We start from the raw sequence: 20074 nt of genomic DNA, 5'->3' as shown, positions 1-20074 counted from the left end.
GCTAAAGAGGCTATTTTAACAATGCATAATCTTTTTCTATTTCGATTTTATCCAAATTTACGGAGAAATTCGAGACATTTCATGCTGACATTTCATATTAGCAAACTAACACTTATTTATGTAAACTCGTCAAATTTACAATTTCAATTTAATTTATAATTTATAGCTTGAATACTATCAACTTGACAAAAACCAATGCTTGAATATGTCATGCCATGACATATTTGTTTTCTTTTAGATGTATTTGAATTGATCACCTACTAACCTTATATTGATTACCTTATATTGATTATAGTTGATCGATTCATTGACTTGAATGAGTAAGATTGTATAAGCAGCAAAGCACTTAAGTACATTTAAGATTTAAATTCCCAATTGATACTGATTGATATTTTTTCGTTGCACAGGTAATAAAAGCAATAAACCGGACATAAATGGTAAATTCAGGATTTAATTTGTAACCACATGCAAATGTTAGCAACAATTTCACGCGATGTGTGAATGCTCTGAATTTATATCCACGAAATTACGTATATAATTTACTCAAGCTTTAAACATAAAAAGCATCAACTGGAAATTTAAGTAAAGTACAAAGAAATAATTAATAAAATACTAGTACTTGCGCAAAATGATTTTTATGATAAGGCTAAAATCATGACGATAATGACACTAACGAAATCATGTGTTATACGGGATACAAAATCTCAAATCTCATATAGTCATCTCATTGTAGTCGCACAGTAGTGTAAGCAATAACACTTAAGACAAATATTACAAATTTCTCAATAACAATGTATGGTTATGCTGGATGTAAGCGTCCGTATTATTTAGCAATACGTTTGCATTTTTAATAATGGTCTAGTTTTGTAGAATAAAAGATGTAGCAAGTGTTTGAGCTCCTTTATATTATGATAAATATTTCCATTCCAAAATACCGGTTGCGTTGGTTTTTTAGGTTTAGCATCTCACCTACGCAATCATTGCAGCGTACGGTGGAAGAATTTTTAATCGAAGTATTAGAGATAGTGACGGTGGAATTACTATTGTATATTAGTTAGACTCATACCTCATGAAATCTACATATGTTCGTTCTATAGGTATTCTTCGGTTAGGTGCACTAGGAGATATATGTCTTACCGTACCATTAGTCCGTCTTTTACAGAAACATCTTCCTCACGCGGAAATTTACTGGATCATCAATCGACTGCTGTATAATCTTGTAGAAGGACTATCTGGGGTTAAATTTATCGTTATAGATAAACCAAAATCCATTAAGGATTATTGGTGTTGTTATCAACAGTTAAAATCTTATGCTTTTGATGTGTTATTGGTGCCACAAGCCACATTACGATCGAATTTTTTATGTATATTAACAAAGGCTAAAATTAAATACGGTTGTGGGAAATTACATAGTCGAAACCTACAAAATTTTTTTGTAGACCGTACAGTAATATCTAAGCGAGAACATTTGTTAGAAAGTTTTTTACGGTTCGCTGAACCTTTTGGCATTACAGATAAAACCATTGAATGGCAACTGCCTATTAACGCAGATGATCATGCTTGGGTAAAACAGCAGATAGGCTGGTATGCGGGAAAATGGTTAGCGATTTGTCCTGCTACAAGCAAAGAAGAGCGTAATTGGTTTAGTGAGCGTTACGCCAAAGTTGTTAATGAATTAAAAAAACATTGGAGTTTTAATGTTGTGTTAATAGGAGGAGGGCTGAGCGCTTTAGAAAAGGCGATGGCCTGCGAGATTAGCAATCAGTTAGAAGAACCTCCTCTCAATCTTGTCGGAAAAAGTTCATTGAAACAGTTAACCGCATTATTAAGCAAAATTGATGTTTTATTATCTCCTGACACAGGTCCTTTACATATTGCTCAAGCAATGGGAACGCCAGTGGTTGGGCTCTATGGGGTATCATCTCCAAGAAAGACTGGACCTTATTTTTCTCAACAATGGGTCGTTAATAAATTCCCTGAAGCAGTAAAAACCATCTTAGGGAAAGATCTTATAAAAATAAGTTGGCGTGAACGAGTGCATTCCAGAGACGCTATGGCACTGATTACTGTCGATGAAGTCAAGCATAAACTCGAAAAGATATTTTTAGGATTGGAAAAGAGACCCCCTATCGCTCATGACAAGAAATGTTTCGAATAAATAATGTGTCATGCTTGTATAAAAAAATCTAAACCTAGTATAAGTTTTATTTTTCTTAGATCCCCATTTATACGAGGATAACGACGGTAGGAATGGATTTACTTGTTCTTAGGATTAAACTTAAAAAATTCCATGTGTATTTAGTAACATGCGTCCTTTTTTATTGTCCAGTTCTGATATATTGTTAAGCTGATTAGCATGATCTGTAGAACTATAACTTCTGGAGGTCGCATGAATAGTGAATAGCTTAAGTACGCTTCATGATAAAATGCTTCTTTACAACCATGAATGTTATTACTATTGTTTAATAATCGATTAGCGACCTGATTCTAGTTCTACGAGAGATAAAAATTTTTAGCTATTCTTGCATAATAAAAATAATTTTGAATATACTTTTCAAAAAAAAAGAGAATGCTTCATAAAAGCACAATCTGTCTGGACATCCAAGTTTAGATTACTAAAGTAGTGCCAAGTAGTGTGCGTATATGTTTATTAAGTGTCGCCAGACATATAGATGCACATTTATTATCATTGTCTTATTAGTGTGATAAAAATCAATTTAACAGGGATCATGTAAAAGGGATTATTATAGATGATACGAGTTTTGGAAATGCATTTAGTAAAAAAGGAATGTAATGAAAAACAAGTTATTGAAGGGATCTTTGATTATAAAAAAGATTGAATTATCAGTAAGAAACACTGCATTTTCTGCTGTTAAAAATAGTTATATAAAATAGTAATGGCTATACTATATATGTAAGGCTGGTGGAGAGTACTTAGATCCTAAGTTGATATCCCTACTAAATTAACTCACTAAATTTATCGAATAGATATGATGTTTATTATTTTTATGGGACAATACAGATGATTATCTCTCTTGAAGAGTGATCTCACAGAAGATGATAAAAACGGCTATACTAACTTCAATTAATTGAGGAATTGGAAAAATAGTGACAGAATTAAATCTATAGAAAGTAAAAATCTATCGACACAATCATCAGACTTAGTAATGGTAGATACTCATCTCCTAATACGCATGAACTGATAAAATTAAAATAAAAAATTGATAGAAAATTTGAGGCGATATTAAAATTAAATTTCTTTGAAGAAGAAAAATTTCCCCTAGGACCATTAAATTAGGATACGTAGAGGAAACTAAATATAGATGTCTTATCAAGATCTTTAAAAACAAAGATGAGATGAGAAGACCGACACAGAGAAATGATGTGGGGGAGTACTTGTAAAAAGCAATACTGGGAGCCTGTCTCAAAATTATCCAGCTCGTAACACTTCGCCTGTAATGGCATCGCGGATTTCTGTAGGACGACGAGAAGGCCCAATAGGGCCTTCAAGAATCCTATCTATTTGGTTACCAAAAATCATACATAACATCCGAACATTCCGGATAGGATGTTCTCCTTCCTGGTTTGCACTGGTTGAAACGATAGGTCTACCGAACTGATGACATAATAGTTTTGCTATGGGGTGATCAGTAACACGAATGGCAATAGTATGATGGTGTTTGCGTTGAATCCATGAAGGTGCTTTAAAACTCGCTGGAAAAACCCATGTAAAAGGACCAGGCCAACTATGAAATACGCGAGTAAGTGCTTTATAGCTAATAGGTTGTGTCAGTGGAACTAATTGTTGCCATGTGGAAGCAATTAAAATAAAGCCTTTTTCAAAAGAGCGCTTCTTTAGCGCTAATAATTGAGTAACAGCATTATAATTGAAAGGATCACAGCCTAATCCATAAACAGCCTCCGTTGGATAAGCAATAACACCCCCTCGCCGGAGTACAGTGACTGCGTCGTTAATCGATTGGGTAACATCATGCATTAAGGTTATACGTTTTTTGAAATTTCTTATCTGCCTTTTGTAAAGCATCTTGTTTCAGTGCTCGTTTCTTTCGTAGCTTCTTTGCAATTTTTTCATCTTTAAGAGCGATAATTTGTGCTGCTAAAATCGCTGCATTTTTAGCGCCCGCTTTTCCGATAGCTGTACAGGCAACAGGGACACCACTAGGCATTTGTACAGTAGATAACAGAGCATCTAATCCACCGAGACTGCCGCTTGCCATAGGAACACCAATGACTGGTTTAATGGTATATGACGCCACAGTACCGGCTAAATGTGCTGCCAGACCTGCCGCTGCAATAAAAACTGCACAACCACGCCTATCCGCATCTTCAACAAATTTAATAGTTTTTATAGGAGTACGATGCGCCGACAATATATGTGCCTCAAAAGTAATGTCCAACGATTCTAATTCAATAAAAACCACTTCCATAGTGGTGATATCACTATCGGATCCCAGTAAAATAGCAACAAAAGGTTTACTCGTCAATTTTCACTTTCCCTTCAGCATTGATTCTGTAAAATTACAACCTTTTTGTGGACACACCTTTTCTACACCACGACTTTTAGTAATTTTTACTGATAAAATTGACCAATGGCATTTTGGGCACTCTTCTGCAACTGGCTTATTCCAAATTGCATAGCTGCAATTTGGATAATGCATACAAGAATAAAAGATTTTTTTCAAACGAGTTTTGCGTTGTAAAATAGTGCCTTTATTACACTTCGGACAAGTTACACCAGTATCTTTTAGTTTCTCTAGTGATTCTATATGCCTGCAACTAGGATAACCGCTACAACCGATAAATTTCCCGTAGAGTCCTGTCTTAATAATTAAATTTGATTTACACTCTGGACATTTTCGCCTTTTTATTACTCGTTGAGATTCGCTGGCAGTTTGAGTTAGACTACGAGTATAATCACAGTTTGGATAGTCAGTGCAGCCAATAAATCGTCCTCGTTTTCCTAGTCGAATAGACAATTGAGCGCTACATTTAGGGCATTTTTCATCGATTTGTTCTTGTGTCACATCACTGCGTCTCACTGTTTTGTCAGTAACATCGATCAAATGCTTAAATGACAACCAAAATGCTTCTAAAATAGGAAGCCACGCCTTTTCACCACGAGCGATATTATCTAGTTCATCTTCTAGTTTCGCTGTAAAATCATAGTCCACATATTGCGTGAAATAGTGTGTCAAAAATTGATTTACTACACGACCAATGTCGGTAGCCACGAAATGCTTATTATCCACATCGACATATTTTCGATTCTTAAGAGTTGCGATAATGTTTGCGTAAGTGGAGGGTCGACCGATATCGTATTCTTCTAGTGTTTTTACCAAGCTCGCTTCAGTATAGCGTGTAGGTGGTTCGGTAAAATGTTGTTCACCTCTAATTTTTTTCACATCAATGAGTTGTCTTTCTTTTAGCAACGAAAGCATTTTGCTATTGTTTTCATCATCTTCTTGTTTTGTGTCACTTGTTTCCTGATAAATAGTGGTAAAGCCGGGATTTAGAATAGTAGAACCATTAGCACGAAAAAGTGCATTAGTAGCACTCAAATCAACTGCTATTGTGTGCAAAGTAGCTTCAATCATTTGACAGGCAATGGTACGTTTCCAAATCAAGGTATAAAGCTTTAACTGATCACTATTTAAATATTTTTTTAATTTTTCTGGGATGCGAAAAGCAGATGTCGGCCGTATGGATTCATGGGCTTCCTGTGCATTTTTGGATTTAGTTTTATAAATACGTGTTTCGATAGGTATATTTTCCAAACCATATTTTTCTTCAATTAATTCACGAATTTCTTGTAAAGCTTCTGGTGCTAGTGTAACAGAGTCAGTTCGCATATAAGTAATAAGACCCATCGCACCTTCTTCACCGATATTTATTCCCTCATATAATTGCTGCGCAATTTGCATTGTTTTATAAGTAGAAAAACCTAACCTACGTGCTGCTTCTTGTTGCATGGTTGAGGTAATAAAAGGAGGAGCAGGATTTCGTTTACGTTCAAATTTAGCGACTTTAATAACAGTAAGCTTACCACTTGCTACTTTTATAATCGCTTGGCAGATTTTATCTGCAACTTTTTTATTTATTATGGAAAATTGTTCAATTTTCTTATTTCGAAACTTGATTAAGTGCGCGTCGAAATTTTGTTTTTGTGAGTTGCAATCTGCGTGAATCGTCCAATATTCCTGATTTTTGAAATTTTCAATTTCAATGTCTCTTTCAACAATCAATCGTAATGCAGGGCTTTGAACGCGACCCGCCGATAAACCGGGGCGGATTTTTCGCCATAATAGCGGTGATAAATGAAAACCGACCAGATAATCCAATGTACGACGTGCTTGTTGTGCATTCACTAAATCCATTGAAATGTCACGAGGATGTATAATAGCATTTTGAACAGCTTTTTTAGTAATCTGATGGAAAGTAATGCGAGTAAAAGTTTTATCTTTCAGCGTGTTTTTCTCTTTTAGTATCTGTTTTATATGCCAAGCAATAGCTTCACCTTCGCGATCAGGATCAGTGGCAAGATATAGGGTGTCACAAGTTTTTAATGTTTTTGCAATAGCGTCTATGTGTCGCACGTTGCTCTCGATTGTCTGATAATGCATTTTAAAATGATCATTCGGATCAACGGCACCTGCTTTAGGAATTAGATCGCGTACGTGACCATAAGAAGCCATTACTTTAAAACCTTTCCCTAAATACTTCTCAATCGTTTTCGCCTTCGCAGGCGATTCAACCACTATTATTGATTTAACCATAGTTAATCGTACACCATCTAACGCATTATTGAGAACCAATAATTCCATACTTTCAAGAGTCTGCTTTCATCAAGCCAATTGACAAGAACAATAAGAACAATCCATTTAAGGAGACTGACATTTAAGATTTATCTCTGAAAACTCAATTGTCTGGTCGACAACAGCAAGTTCAGGTCCGTAGGTCTGAAAATTCAGAATGCTTTGTTTTTCTGAAGTAAGAAGGAAAAGATGGCATTCTACATCCAATAATTTATGTTCGCAATTGTTACATACACGAAATGCACTTTGCTTTTGAAAAGCCGTATTGGTTCTCAAACGCTGTAAGTAAGGTTCTTTGACCATGCTACATCAAAACTTAAGCAATGACCAATTCGACAAAATTGAATTCTTCCAATTGACCCAGAAGCTTCTTATTTTAAGCTTCAAAGTGCAATTTTCTCGCGTGTAATATATTAATTAAAGATACATAATACATTTTCGTCTCTCATTCTCTATCACCATATGGATAACAACGAAGCAGCTGCTTTTTAAAGTTTGAAAACCACCTCACCATTTCTTACCACTACTTGATCTACAGAAGCAATTCTAAAATAATATCTATAAATGCAGTAAGTGCTATTTATGCATTAAAATATCGCTTTATGAGTGTTGTCACTGTTAATCATACTTTCCAAGAGTCTGTAATAATATCTTTATATAGATTCAACTAGTTTTTCTCATTCTTTAACCAGCACATAATAACGGTGGTTAAGAAGACATAGGTAGAGCCTGAAGTAATGCACACTTCTACAGTTTTATTTGGTAGAGATTGGGCGGATAGTAATTAACAAGTCATTATTTTGATGATGCATGCATATACTGAAGTCAAATTTGTTAGTGATAGCATTTTATCGCAGCGAATATCAGAAAAGACAATCTAGAAATAATAAACAGTACGGGATGAGATGTGTTTAGATGGGAATTAAGGTAAGAAATTTAACCCATTATTAAAATACCAAACCAGTGGTAGGTTCTCTCCTATTTGCTTACAAAGCAAATTGATGGCTAGCGCCGTTGTGTTAAACGTTAAAATCATTATTAATAACGAAAATTCAGCTTGAGAAATTTTCCTTATCACTTCGAAAGTGTTTCGCAAACCAGTAGGTATTGTTAGATTTCAGTGATTAACAATGGAAAATTGAGATTGATTTAAAAAGAGATTATCTATGGCATAAAATAGTTTGTTAACTCAACAATTTTTTCTAAACAAGAACAATGAGGTGTCTTACCACTAGAAAACGCAATAACTAGACTCAACTTCTGATTTAATTCTTTGAGTATCCTTGAATATCTGTTCTGTATAATCGATTGAGTTGGTAATACAACTCGTCGGTTTGCTCAATGAGCATTTAGAGGATAGTGATTAATTGCATGTAATTGGCAATACGATAATATATTGTATATGTCATTGACAATTATTTTTGCCGGGACACCTGCATTTTCGGTTCCAATCTTGGAGACTTTGCTTCGATCTTCGCATCAAGTAGTTGCCGTTTATACACAACCTGATCGCCCTACAGGGCGTGGACGAAAGGTGAGTCAAAGTCCTGTTAAGATTATCGCGAAGAAACATGGAATTCTTGTTAGACAACCTGCTTCGTTGCAAGAGTCAACAGCGCAACAAGAATTAATGGCAATGAAGTCAGATGTAATGGTGGTGGTAGCTTACGGATTGCTGCTCCCTAAAATTATATTGACAAATCCCAAATTGGGTTGTTTGAATGTGCATGCATCACTATTACCACGATGGCGCGGAGCTGCACCAATTCAGCAAGCTATTTTAACAGGTGATTGTAAAACTGGTGTTAGTATTATACAAATGAATGAAGAACTAGATACAGGCGATGTGTTAGCAAAACGATCTTGTATGATTCAAGCAAAGGACACTAGTGCTAATTTATACAATCGGCTTTCGCAATTGGGTGCAGACTTATTAACAGAAATTTTGGATAAACTAGAGGAAGCATCTGTCACAGCAGAAAAACAGGACAGTAATAGAGCTATTTATGCACCAAAAATTCGGAAGAAACAAGCTGAATTAGATTGGCGTAAATCAGCCGATGAATTGGCACGATATGTGCGTGCGTTTAATCCAACGCCTGTAGCTTTTACGTATTTTAATGGACAACCTATTCGAATTTGGGAAGCAGAAGCATTAGATGTATTTGATGAAAAAACAGTGCTAGAACCAGGAACACTAGCTCATGCTGATAAAAATGGACTGGATATTGTGACAGGAAAAGGTATTTTACGAGTGTATAAGCTTCAATTACCCGGTAAACGAATACATTCAGCCAATGATTTTATTAATGCACATCAGGGCGAGTTAATTTCAGGAAAGGCAATTTTTAAGGCTTTTTATCCTACAATTTGAATGAGAGATGGTGCAGAAAGAAAGGGGTACAATTTTGCAAAAGAGAAAGAAATTAATTATTTTAGATCGCGACGGTGTTATTAATTACAAGTCCGAAAATTATATTAAAAATCCCTGCGAATGGATTCCCATTCCAGGCAGTTTGGAGGCAATTGCGTGTCTGAATAAAGCAGATTACCAAGTAGTCGTGGCAACTAATCAATCGGGAGTTGGCCGTGGTTATTATTCATTGGATACCTTAGAAACAATTCATGAAAAAATGCAGCGTGAACTATCAAAAGTTGGTGGTTATGTCGATCGCATTTATTTTTGTCCTCACGTACCGGAAGTAAAATGTAATTGTCGAAAACCTAAACCTGGTCTTTTGCATTTAATTGCAAATGACTTTCCTGAGGCGTTTCCTAGCTCTACATTTATCGGTGATAGTTTACAGGATATTCAGGCAGGACAAATAGTGGGTTGTCAAGTTGTACTAGTGAAAACAGGCAATGGAGAAGAAACCATTATTGTAGGAAAAGGATTAGAAGCTGTTTCGATTTATGAGGACTTACAGGATTTTGTGAATCACCTAGTGCTAAAATCAGAATGATCTTCCCACAATGCTCCTCCCATATGGACGACATTTAGCATGGACATTTAAAATGAATGTTTGGAGCTGCTGTGGGGGCATCGTAGTTGTATTTTCATTTCCCACAAGCTACACAACCCAAGATCTCTCTATACAAGAGATTGTTAATTTATCCAGTTAATTTATGCATATTAATTCATGCATACGCAATTTATACGTTTTTATCTGTACCATCCAAAAACGCTATACATTCCATTCAGATATGATGTGACATAGATACAAATTTTATTGTTGTTTTTACGTATCGTCTATTCCTTCTTTGACGAATTAAATATGTACGTGTATATATGCATAAAATTTACATTGCTAATTGTAAACCAGCATACACGATATTGATAGAATATTGAATATGCACAGACCATCATTAAATACGTTAGTGCACAAAATTATTGATTAGGTGGTCAAAAAGTGAGTGACCCTATAAATATTGAACATTACAACACAAACAGTTTTTGACTAAATCAGAAGAAGAAAAACCGAAAAAACGTTTTGACATAGTCATCTAATCCCCATTATTTAAATTGGCATTGTCATTTTTTACTACTAAAGACAATGTGCTCGCTGTTATCATGGATATGCTTGTCATGTAAAAGGAGAATGAATAATATGCAATACATTGATTATTAATTATTTTTATGTATGATTAGGAAACATTGGTTATTGTAGGAAGTGTAAGGAAATGTTCTTTTCCTTCGTTTTGCGTTTCCTGCTAAATTCACTGATCGACTGAATTCTAATCAGAAGGGCTTGTAAACGAAGAAATATCGTTATGTTTTGCAGATATGCTATCCCTTGCAGATATAACCATAAACGATCCTCATGCTTTGTTACTATTTTACTGGATTTGCTCGCAGACTGCAGGCTACCATGTGTATTTTGATACTACGCAAATTTATTTACATGAATTAGCTCTTATTTTTAGAGAATTAACAGTAGTGCATCAAGTACACAATAAATTTGTACATTCCTGAACATAATGGTGTATAGGTAAGCCTATGAAAACAAGGTATGCAGGCTAGTATTTTCGGTGTAGATTCTGAAGTATACCAATAGATCTTGTCTGGCGTATAGTTAAGCATAGTGAATAGAATCGATTTTGATGATTAGTAAATTACGATTATTAGGATTCTAGGATTCTCGTTGTTGATTTTCAAAATTAAAATTTATCATAAAGAAGTATGCTATTTCACAAATTATTCTTCTGTCTTTCCTCTTACTAACCGACCTTCTTAACAAGACAAATAAGACTTTGTAACCAATAAGCTTTCTTTAGTTTAATATACTTTCTCTTATCTGATGTATTTTACCTGATCTATTATGGGTACTAGTCTTAGTTACGGAAATACGCATTGGAACCAATTGTTATTATATTGTTAAATATATACGCTCTTCCAATAATGCCACAGTCATATTTAGCTCTGTTTATATAATTCCTATTGTCTATGTGGTCTTTTACTTATACCTTAATAGTTTCATAGAAAAATTGATGATCTAAATAGTCCAAACTAGTTTTTACAGTTGCACTAGTATTAGTGTACCTAGTGTACCATTGGCTCATCGAACCCATTGTTTCATATCGAAACTAGAAGCTATTGTTTCATGCAAGAAGTACATATTCATATTTATTCTAATATATATTTAGTTCATCAAATGCATTATCCTTAAAAGGAGGTTTTCAACACTATGTGAGCTCGGCTAGATAATAAAAGTGGAATAGTAAATTTAGATCGCTTACTTACGTTACCATATGCGGTAATAACAAAGTTCATATACCAATTATAATGAGCTGATCTCATGCATTATCAGCTTATCGAGAACGTGTTACCTAAAGCAATGTGCATGATTGCTGATCTGAACAGCGGTGGAGTAATATGCAGTTTTTGGTTGGATGTTTTTTAATGTTTTTTACTGCTGTTAATTATATTGATTTTCTCCCTTTCAGTGACTAAAGTGGAAGGGGAAAAAGTCGGTGTGGTGTACACGTATTTTTACGTATGGATAAGTTTAATCATGGCAAATACGATGTTTTTTGCACATCTGGCGATTCCTGAGTTGAAAAGACATTTGCAAATAAAGGTTTTATTTGAATTCTCCGGATGGTAGACTAGTTTAGGCATTGATTATTCACGATAAAATTTTTAATCTTAAAGACGATATCACAAAAAAGTGATTGTTGTCGGAGAAGATGAATTAGCTTTCGGTGCTTATCTTATTTCTACTGCCACTAATAGGATTTACACTAACAACGATACATTGATTGGACTTATTGGTGTTATATAGCTGGTGATCATAAAAACCGACTTGATCCTTGCGAAACTTTAAATTGCAGTGATATTACTAAAATTAAACAAATTCTGGAAAAGTGCATCAGAATTTTATTGCTCTTATGATTGCAGGACGTGGCGATAGATTGCGCGGTGATCATCAAAAACTATTTTCAGGGATTTTTGGATAGATAAAGAGGCGATTAATCTTGGTATCGTAGACGACACGGCTAATTTGGAGACAGTACTTCGACAAGAATTTGTCGTAAATAATTATCAAGATTACACTACAAGAATACCTATATTTCAATCATTATTTCGTAATATTATCACTGATCTTTATTTTTGTTTAACTAATGAGATTGCACCTATTCGTGAGCAAGTTTATTAATGAGTACTTATATCATCGGTGATGTACAAGGTTGCTATCAGGAGTTACAAGCATTACTGGCACTCATTCAATTTGATCCATTAAAAGATCAACTGGGTTTTGTGGGTGATCTCGTAAATCGGGGTCCTAATTCGTTAGAGGTATTACGTTTTATCAAATCCTTACCTTCGACGAAGATAGTGCTAGGTAACCATGATTTATACCTATTAATCATTGGCTATGATCTCGTGTCGCCTGATACTTATGAGCATACACTACATGCTGTTTTACGAGCACCTGATAAAATTGAATTATTGGAATGGATGCGAAAACATCCTTTAATTTATTACGAAGAAAACGAAAACGCACTTTTAGTTCACGCCGGCATACCCCCGCAATGGTCTATTAGAGAAAGTATTCAACGTGCTAATGAAGTTTCTTCTACCTTATGTAGTCCTCATTATAAAAATCATTTAACGTATTTATTGGGTAATCAATCTACTCAATGGAGAGATAATACACTGAACAATCAAGATCGATTGTGCTATATTAATAATGCTTTTACGCGTATGCGTTTTTGCGATGTCCAAGGAACTCTTGAGTTTGCAAGGACCAACACAACCGATGCCAACAAGTTTAAACCGTGGTTTAAATGGCGTGATTTTCAAAAAGACAACACCGATATTTTCTTTGGACATTGGGCTGCTTTAAATGGAAAGTGTGATACTCCGCGCTGTTACGCATTAGATACTGGTTGCGCTTGGGGACGTCAATTAACTGCGATTAATCTTAAAACCAAAGAACGTTTTTCTGTCGCTTGCGATTCATCGTTACGAATATGATACACCTAGGCGATATTAAGCCTTTCTAATTTTAGAAACCAAAAAGCATAAAGATTTTTTTCATCCGATGGATTAATCTTTTTGGAAATTATTTTCCATTCTTCAGCGTTCCATTTAGGAAAATAAGTGTCGCCATTAAAAGTATAGTCGATAATTGTAAGAATCATTTTAGTAGCTTTTGACAGTGCTTCTCTAAAAATGCATGCACCGCCTATGATCATAATTTCACGTTCTTGAGCCAATACATCCAAAGCGTCACCCAATGAATGAAAAATATCACAGCCTTCAAAAGTTGAATTATCTTGTTGTGTAATCACAATATTACGCCGATATGGTAATGGTTTTCCAAGACTTTCAAAAGTGCGTCGACCCATTATAATGGGCTTGCCTAAAGTAACTGCTTTAAAATGCGCTAAATCAGCCGGCAAATACCAAGGTAAAGCATTATTTCGACCAATCAAATAATTTTTATCCATAGCAGCAATAAGAGTAATAATCATTTTAAATTTAGTCCTTTCCGTAAAATGTCGTCATACCAATTATTTTACGACTACTAGCGATTTGAAAAGAGAACACACACAGTCACGATTTTGTTGGTACAAATTTCCCTTCTTTACAATTTTAATCATGCACCGCAATCGATTATCTGCATTGTCAACTGAATATCAGATGGTTATCGCTAATTAAGTTTCACAATTACTATCTTTTTATCCTTAGGAAAAAACACCTAATGCGTTAGAAATGACTGTAAATCCATGCTTAATGCTACATAAAACGCCCTCAAACTGCATATCAGCAGAACCGTACAACAAATAACGCTGCCTTAGCTCATACTTATATCCATAATTTCGCAATATTAATTTTAATCACAATCTATAATACTTAATTTTTTACCAAAACCACGTTTGCCCTTTTTCAGATAAAATACTTTTAGGATGAATGTTAGGCATTATTATTAAAGAAAGTTGTAAAATCAATCCCGAGTTAACTAATTATTCAAAGTGCTGTTTGCACGTGGAACATAAAAGAAATATAGAAATATCTTTGTATGCATTATTCTGTATTTTTTTTATTTTTTACTAACTTTAGTGCTAAAAAACCAAAGAACAAAACCAAAGAACAATGAGTTAGAGATAAATTTGTTTATAACAACAATGATATTAATCAACCTCAGTATGAGCGATAATTAATCGATCAAAAGAATCATGAGTCTATATTTAATATGACACATGTTCAATATGACACATATTCAATGACCTCCTACAAAATAGGTTTAGCAAAAACAATATTTAACTGAGTATTCAACTCTATTATAGGTTTTATTGACTTCCACTTTAGGCCTCCTATTTTTAAAAGACGCTGTAATGCCCATAAAAACCATCGCATATATCCAGATTCTCTGCTGTATGAAGAAGAATTTCTCGGATCTTAACGTAAAAAGTAATTTAAAACCCTCGAATAAATCAAAAGTATTATTATGAATATAGTATTATTACGAATATTAAGATCCGTTACTACAAAACCTATGTGGTTATATTACTTATTTTAATAAAATCTTCTACTGTTAATTCTTGGGGTCGTAATTGACCATTAATATCTATAGTTTTCCATTGGTTAATATTAATGATTTTTTTTAATGCGTTACTAATCGTTTTTCTTCGATAAGAAAATGCTTCTTTGATGATGGCACTAAAATGTTCTAAATTTTTTACCGTCAAAGCTGGATTTCTCCTCGGTATTAATCGTACTACCGCAGATTCCACACGTGGAATTGGAATAAATGCATCGGGAGGAACTGTAAATAACAATGTGTTATCACAAAAATACTGCGCCATCACGCTAAGCCGCCCGTAATTAGTACTACCTACTAAAGCAGTAAGTCGTAATACTACTTCTTTTTGTAGCATAAAATGCATATCCTTAATGCAGGTTATCTGGGAAAATAAATGAAAAAGCAATGGTATTGAGATATTGTAAGGTAAATTTCCTACCATACGAAGCAATTGGTCATCCGTTTTTAACACCAAAAAATCAAATTGTAGAGCATTCCTTTGATAGAGAATAACATTCTCTTGTTGCTTGTATTTGGTTTCTAACAGTGCTAAGAGATCGTGATCGATTTCAACTAGAACTAACCTACCACATTTAGCTAATAAATGGTTAGTCAGCGCACCACGACCAGGACCAATTTCTACGAGAGTATCAGTGTTTTTAGGATAAATAGCTGCAGCGATTCTCTCTAAAACATAAGGATCATTAAGAAAATATTGACCAAATCGTTTTTTCAAAAGATTTTTCCTCGTTTTAGTCTTTTGTTCCAGACAAAGCAATTTTTGATGCTAATTTGACTGCTGCTAATAAACTTTTTTCATCAGCTAAATTTGTGCCAGCAAGATCGAACGCAGTACCATGATCAACCGATGTGCGAATAAAGGGTAGTCCAAACGTGATATTGACTGCGTGCCCAAAGCTAGAGGCTTTGACAAAAGGTAACCCCTGATCATGATAAAGCGCTAAAATAGCATCGAAAGATTTAATATTAATGGGGGTAAACACAGTGTCTGCAGGAAGTGGACCATTTAATTGGAGACCTTCTGCTTTAAGAGCGTCGATGACGGGACCAATAGTAGTGATTTCTTCTTTCCCTAGATAACCTTGCTCTCCAGCATGTGGGTTTAGTCCACATACAATAATGTTTGGATTTTTGATGGAAAAATATTTTTGTAAACCATGATGCAAAATTTGAATACAATTTTTTAGTGTGGATGCATGTATTGAGGAAGAAACTTGAGATAAAGGAATGTGCGTTGTATACAGGGCCACTTTTAAAGCGTCAGCTACAAAAAGCATTACTGTTTGTTTAGTACCGGTGATTGCTGCTAGCCATTCTGTATGTCCAGTGAATGGAATACCGGCTTTGTTTATGAGAAATTTACTCACAGGGCCTGTTACCATCGCTTCAAAATCCCCACTTTGACAACCTTTCACTGCGATTTTCAATGTTTCCAATACATACACTGCATTAGCTGGATCCGGGATTCCGGCTATACAAGATTTCCTTAGCGGAACATGCTGGATTGAAAGATTTCGAGGAATCGAGAGTCCGAGCATATCGGCTCTGTTTTTCAATAAATCTCGATCAATAATCACGCACAAAGATACAGGGAGTTCGTATTGCACAAGCTTAATTAAAATATCAGGCCCAATTCCTGCTGGTTCTCCTGGTGTAATGGCAATCAGTGTCATACAAGATCAAAACTAATAACAAATTATCATTTCATCACTGCTATATTACTCTAATACTACTCTTTACAGAAGTGAACACCTTATTAACGCATTCCTCACTCTGAATTCTTTTTTCTGTTGTTACAACAAGATAATGTGTTACTAATAAATACGTATGTAAGCTGTACGGCGCAATTGTAGTAACCATTTTTGTAGTGCCTGTCCAACTTTTTGTTGATAAATGATCTGTTGAGCTTGCTGATCAGTGACGCTACCCTTTACTTTTTTTTTGCCGATTAATTTGATGATATGAAAACCATTGGGTGCTCTAATGGGTCCCACAATTTCATTTAATTTCATTTTAGTGATTATGCTAGCGAAGATTTGTGGTAAATTATTAGTGGTCCTCCAACCTAAATCAACACTGCCTCGATACATTTTCATACTTTTTTCAAAACTGGATCCGCTATGAAGCTGTTTCAAAACTAGTATCGATTTTTCTCTAGTATAGTTAATTTGATCTTGAATAGCAGAATCAGGTAGAGCAACTAATATGGTTGCAACATGATATTCTATAGAGGTACATTGCTTTTGATACTGTTTTTGGAACGCTACGATGTCGGACTTATTAACAGTAATATCACTATTTACGGTTTGATGTTGTAATTTCGCAATGATTAATTGCTTCTTCAATTGATCACAGAATTGTTCGTACGTCATTCCTTCTCGCGCTATTTTTTGTTTGAGGATTGTTCTAGAAAAATGATTCTGTACAATAATGCGAGCAATAACCGTATTCACCTCTTTGTTGGTGACGTTGATATTATTTCGTTTTGCTAATTGTAGTTGCAATTTTTGATAAATCAGCTGATCAAGCACTTGCCGTTTAAATATTTTTTCATTTGGTAAAGGCAAATGCTCTTGCTCAAACTGTTGTTTTATGACACGCATCGCGTCAATAAGTTCACTATGTGTAATAATTTCATTATTCACAACTGCTACAATTTGATCTAATAATTGTTCATCAGGAGTAATAGTAGATGCAACAAGTAGGGTAGACTGTATAAAGATGCAGGCCGTGATAAATGCAATAAGGATAAAACTTAGCTTTTCTTGCAATATAAATCACCTCATATGCGTATTCGTTATTAATTACACTTGATGTGTTAGCGGTAAGATGTTATGAGGTGCGCCAAAACCACCTAGTCCCTTTAGTTGCAATTGAATAAAATAGGTAGTATCGCAAACATTTTGAAGATTGCTGTTAGCACTCAATACAAACTCCCTACTGCTACAAGAACGCCGCGTGAAAAAACTTAATGTCCAGCAACACGTATCGTATTCTATACCAATTGAATAGTTATTAGTATAGTTTTGACTAACATTATAGTTCCAATGGCCAGTGGCACTCCATTTTCTAAAAATGGGCCATGTTGCGGAAAGTGTAAGTTGGCCAATGTTTTCGATGTGTTGCTTGAAGAGATTACTTGGAGAAGTGACAGGGCTTAGCGCGATAGGATTACTGTTTTGTCGAAGAAAAATGTAACTTACGCCCATGTATTTTCTCCCATTTTTATAAGTTAGAGTAATGGAAGTATTACTCGCTTTTCCTGAATAAGAATCCCACACTAAACTTCCGGATAGTGAGTAGTGAAAAATTGGGTGCACCATGAGTTCGCCTACGATAGGAGACAAATGACACGTTGGTAATGTATGTCCTTCAGTAAGACTGACGCGTTGGTTTTCGATATAATAAATAAAGCCGATATTAGCACTTAGGAGCGCATCGCTACTGTTCGCATCTAACAAATTTGAGGTCAGAGCAAAAGTGATTTGATTGGCATTTTGAATTCGATCATCGCCAGTATATCGATTGACGGCAAATAGTTGTTCGAAAGAAAATGGTAATAATACTGTATCAAAATTGGGCAGTCTATCTTGGTTTTGGTAAGGAATATATAAATAGAAAAAACGTGGTTCTACAGTTTGAATTAACGAACGACTTCCAATTTGTAGATAATGATCAAAATATAGCAGCGAATCGACATCGAAAATAGGTGATGTTCGACTAGCTGTATAAGGTTGTTCAGACTTAGGATGAGCGAGATGATAAGTAATAGTGTCTTCCCAGATTTGCGGAATAAAACAGCCTGAAGCAAAATAAACAGGGAAGCTTACACCAGAGCGTATGTGCAGACGTTGACCCATAGGCTGCTTTGGAGTGAAATTACTTTTAAAGTTAAAATTAGTGGCTTCGGCATTAAAATTGAAATCCATTCTATTAGCGATATTGGGGTAATAACTTTCTACATTAAAGTCAGGTAATCGTGAGTATTGATCGAATTGTGAATTTTGAAATTGCGTAATTAAATGAAGTGTTTGATAAGTTTGTAAAAGTGCGCTGAATTGTGAGTGTAGTCCGCTATACTGTAAATCAACTTGATTTAAAAGTTGATTGGCTGTATTGCTGATAGCTAGTTGTTCACCTAAATCTTGAAAATAATAAGGATCGGTTACGTAATTTAAAATAACATGGGATGACCATTCAGAATTAAATAAAATAGTATCATCTATTGATAAAAAACCGCGTTGGTTTTTTAGCATTTGTAGTTGGTTAACGTAAGGAACGAGGAAAGGATTATTTGATAAAATAGGAAGATACTTATTAATGGTATTTTCACGAAATTTTTGGAATGCGATGTCATTCAGTAAGTAGTTTAGATAAACGTTTCCTTCACTGTATTCACTTAAGAAACGGAATAGCGCATGTATATTTAGTCCACGTCGAGTCATAATTTCAGGGGTTAACGTTAAGTCGTAATTAGACGCCATATTCCAGTAAAAAGGTAACGAAAAGATTTTCCCCAAATGAGTACTGTAGCCCACGCTAGGTATTAAAAAACCGGTTTTTTTGTGATGGTCAATAGGGAAGCTGTAGTAAGGAAAATAAAAGATTGGCACTCCTTGAAACAGAATCGATGCATTATAAGCTTTGCCTCGATGTGTTTGTTTGTTTAGAATGATGCTCGATGCGCTTATCCACCAGGTAGGATGAGTAGGGTCGCAGGTACTATAAGTCGCATATTGCAGGGTGATCACTCCGGCTTTATCTCGAATAGCTTGCTTCGCAGTACCCCAACTATTGAACGCATAGTGACACGTATGGATAAACATATCGTTATAAACGCGATAGGCTGCGTTTATTAGAATTATTGTTTTAGGAAAAGGTATGAGTATTCCCTGATCTGAAACAATTAATTTTCCTGCTTCATACAAGTAAACATGACCTACAAGAATAATTTTAGTAATGTGGCCAGTTTTAGCGTGACGATAAATATAAGCCGTATCTGATTGGATGATGCGCCCCGGCTGAGTGATAACAACTCCTTGTCGTAAAATTGAGACACCGTCAGTTGTTACAATAGAAGGACCTTTAGCAGTAATCATTGTCGATTCTTTTTTGATAGGCGCCAGATGGGAAAATTGGCTAACGATTAAGGGCTCTTTGAAATAACCTGAGCAAAAGAAATATAGATGA

The 20074-nt window shown here is 35.0% G+C and carries 13 protein-coding genes; 5 read left to right on the top strand and 8 right to left on the bottom strand.

The window, feature by feature from the left end:
• Positions 1–1069 precede the first annotated feature (1069 nt).
• Positions 1070–2158 carry a glycosyltransferase family 9 protein gene (locus tag CEAn_RS00205; RefSeq protein ID WP_211923854.1) on the top strand — a complete coding sequence of 363 codons (1089 nt, stop codon included), beginning with the start codon at positions 1070–1072 and terminating at the stop codon, positions 2156–2158.
• Between the two features lie 1272 nt (positions 2159–3430).
• Here the strand turns inward: CEAn_RS00205 and tsaC are convergent.
• Genes tsaC through topA form a run of 3 tightly spaced genes read right to left on the bottom strand, consistent with a single transcriptional unit; the run spans position 3431 to position 6794 of the window.
• Positions 3431–3997 carry an L-threonylcarbamoyladenylate synthase type 1 TsaC gene (gene tsaC, locus CEAn_RS00200; RefSeq protein ID WP_211923853.1) on the bottom strand — a complete coding sequence of 189 codons (567 nt, stop codon included), beginning with the start codon at positions 3995–3997 and terminating at the stop codon, positions 3431–3433.
• Positions 3990–4448, bottom strand: a complete 459-nt coding sequence (gene purE, locus CEAn_RS00195; RefSeq protein WP_211924116.1) for a 5-(carboxyamino)imidazole ribonucleotide mutase — start codon at positions 4446–4448, stop codon at positions 3990–3992. Before purE ends, tsaC begins: the two co-directional genes overlap by 8 nt.
• A 60-nt stretch (positions 4449–4508) precedes the next feature.
• Complete coding sequence (topA, locus tag CEAn_RS00190) at positions 4509–6794, bottom strand: type I DNA topoisomerase (protein ID WP_211924115.1); 2286 nt, start codon at positions 6792–6794, stop codon at positions 4509–4511.
• A gap of 1441 nt (positions 6795–8235) precedes the next feature.
• Between topA and fmt the strand changes: the two genes are divergently transcribed.
• The 4 genes from fmt (at position 8236) to CEAn_RS00170 (ending at position 13311) form a co-directional block, all read left to right on the top strand.
• Entirely contained in the window at positions 8236–9207 is a 972-nt protein-coding gene (fmt, locus tag CEAn_RS00185) for a methionyl-tRNA formyltransferase (RefSeq protein WP_211923852.1), read from the top strand.
• 7 nt (positions 9208–9214) lie between these two features.
• On the top strand, positions 9215–9796 hold the full coding sequence (gene gmhB / locus CEAn_RS00180) for a D-glycero-beta-D-manno-heptose 1,7-bisphosphate 7-phosphatase (protein ID WP_244670076.1): 582 nt from the start codon (positions 9215–9217) through the stop codon (positions 9794–9796).
• Between the two features lie 2205 nt (positions 9797–12001).
• Positions 12002–12115 carry a S49 family peptidase gene (locus tag CEAn_RS03715; RefSeq protein WP_244670075.1) on the top strand — a complete coding sequence of 38 codons (114 nt, stop codon included), beginning with the start codon at positions 12002–12004 and terminating at the stop codon, positions 12113–12115.
• 374 nt (positions 12116–12489) lie between these two features.
• A complete protein-coding gene (locus tag CEAn_RS00170) occupies positions 12490–13311 on the top strand; it encodes a symmetrical bis(5'-nucleosyl)-tetraphosphatase (RefSeq protein ID WP_211923851.1) in 822 nt (273 codons plus the stop codon).
• 5 nt (positions 13312–13316) lie between these two features.
• Here the strand turns inward: CEAn_RS00170 and CEAn_RS00165 are convergent, their stop codons facing one another.
• The 5 genes from CEAn_RS00165 to CEAn_RS00145 form a co-directional block, all read right to left on the bottom strand.
• On the bottom strand, positions 13317–13811 hold the full coding sequence (locus CEAn_RS00165) for a dihydrofolate reductase (RefSeq protein WP_211923850.1): 495 nt from the start codon (positions 13809–13811) through the stop codon (positions 13317–13319).
• A gap of 1023 nt (positions 13812–14834) precedes the next feature.
• A complete protein-coding gene (rsmA, locus tag CEAn_RS00160) occupies positions 14835–15632 on the bottom strand; it encodes a 16S rRNA (adenine(1518)-N(6)/adenine(1519)-N(6))-dimethyltransferase RsmA (protein WP_369804530.1) in 798 nt (265 codons plus the stop codon).
• Positions 15616–16557 carry a 4-hydroxythreonine-4-phosphate dehydrogenase PdxA gene (gene pdxA / locus CEAn_RS00155; protein WP_211923848.1) on the bottom strand — a complete coding sequence of 314 codons (942 nt, stop codon included), beginning with the start codon at positions 16555–16557 and terminating at the stop codon, positions 15616–15618. Before pdxA ends, rsmA begins: the two co-directional genes overlap by 17 nt.
• A gap of 141 nt (positions 16558–16698) precedes the next feature.
• A complete protein-coding gene (locus CEAn_RS00150) occupies positions 16699–17655 on the bottom strand; it encodes a SurA N-terminal domain-containing protein (RefSeq protein ID WP_211923847.1) in 957 nt (318 codons plus the stop codon).
• A 33-nt stretch (positions 17656–17688) separates the two neighbouring features.
• Positions 17689–19983 (bottom strand): LPS-assembly protein LptD, encoded by a 2295-nt coding sequence (locus CEAn_RS00145; RefSeq protein WP_211923846.1) that lies wholly within the window; start codon positions 19981–19983, stop codon positions 17689–17691.
• Positions 19984–20074: the final 91 nt, after the last annotated feature.

Origin of the sequence: Coxiella endosymbiont of Amblyomma nuttalli, from assembly GCF_018107685.1 — a bacterium.
In the GTDB taxonomy this organism is placed as follows: Bacteria; Pseudomonadota; Gammaproteobacteria; order Coxiellales; family Coxiellaceae; genus Coxiella.
Note: the sequence above shows the minus strand (reverse complement) of the source record. Positions and strands in the feature narration are given on the sequence as shown.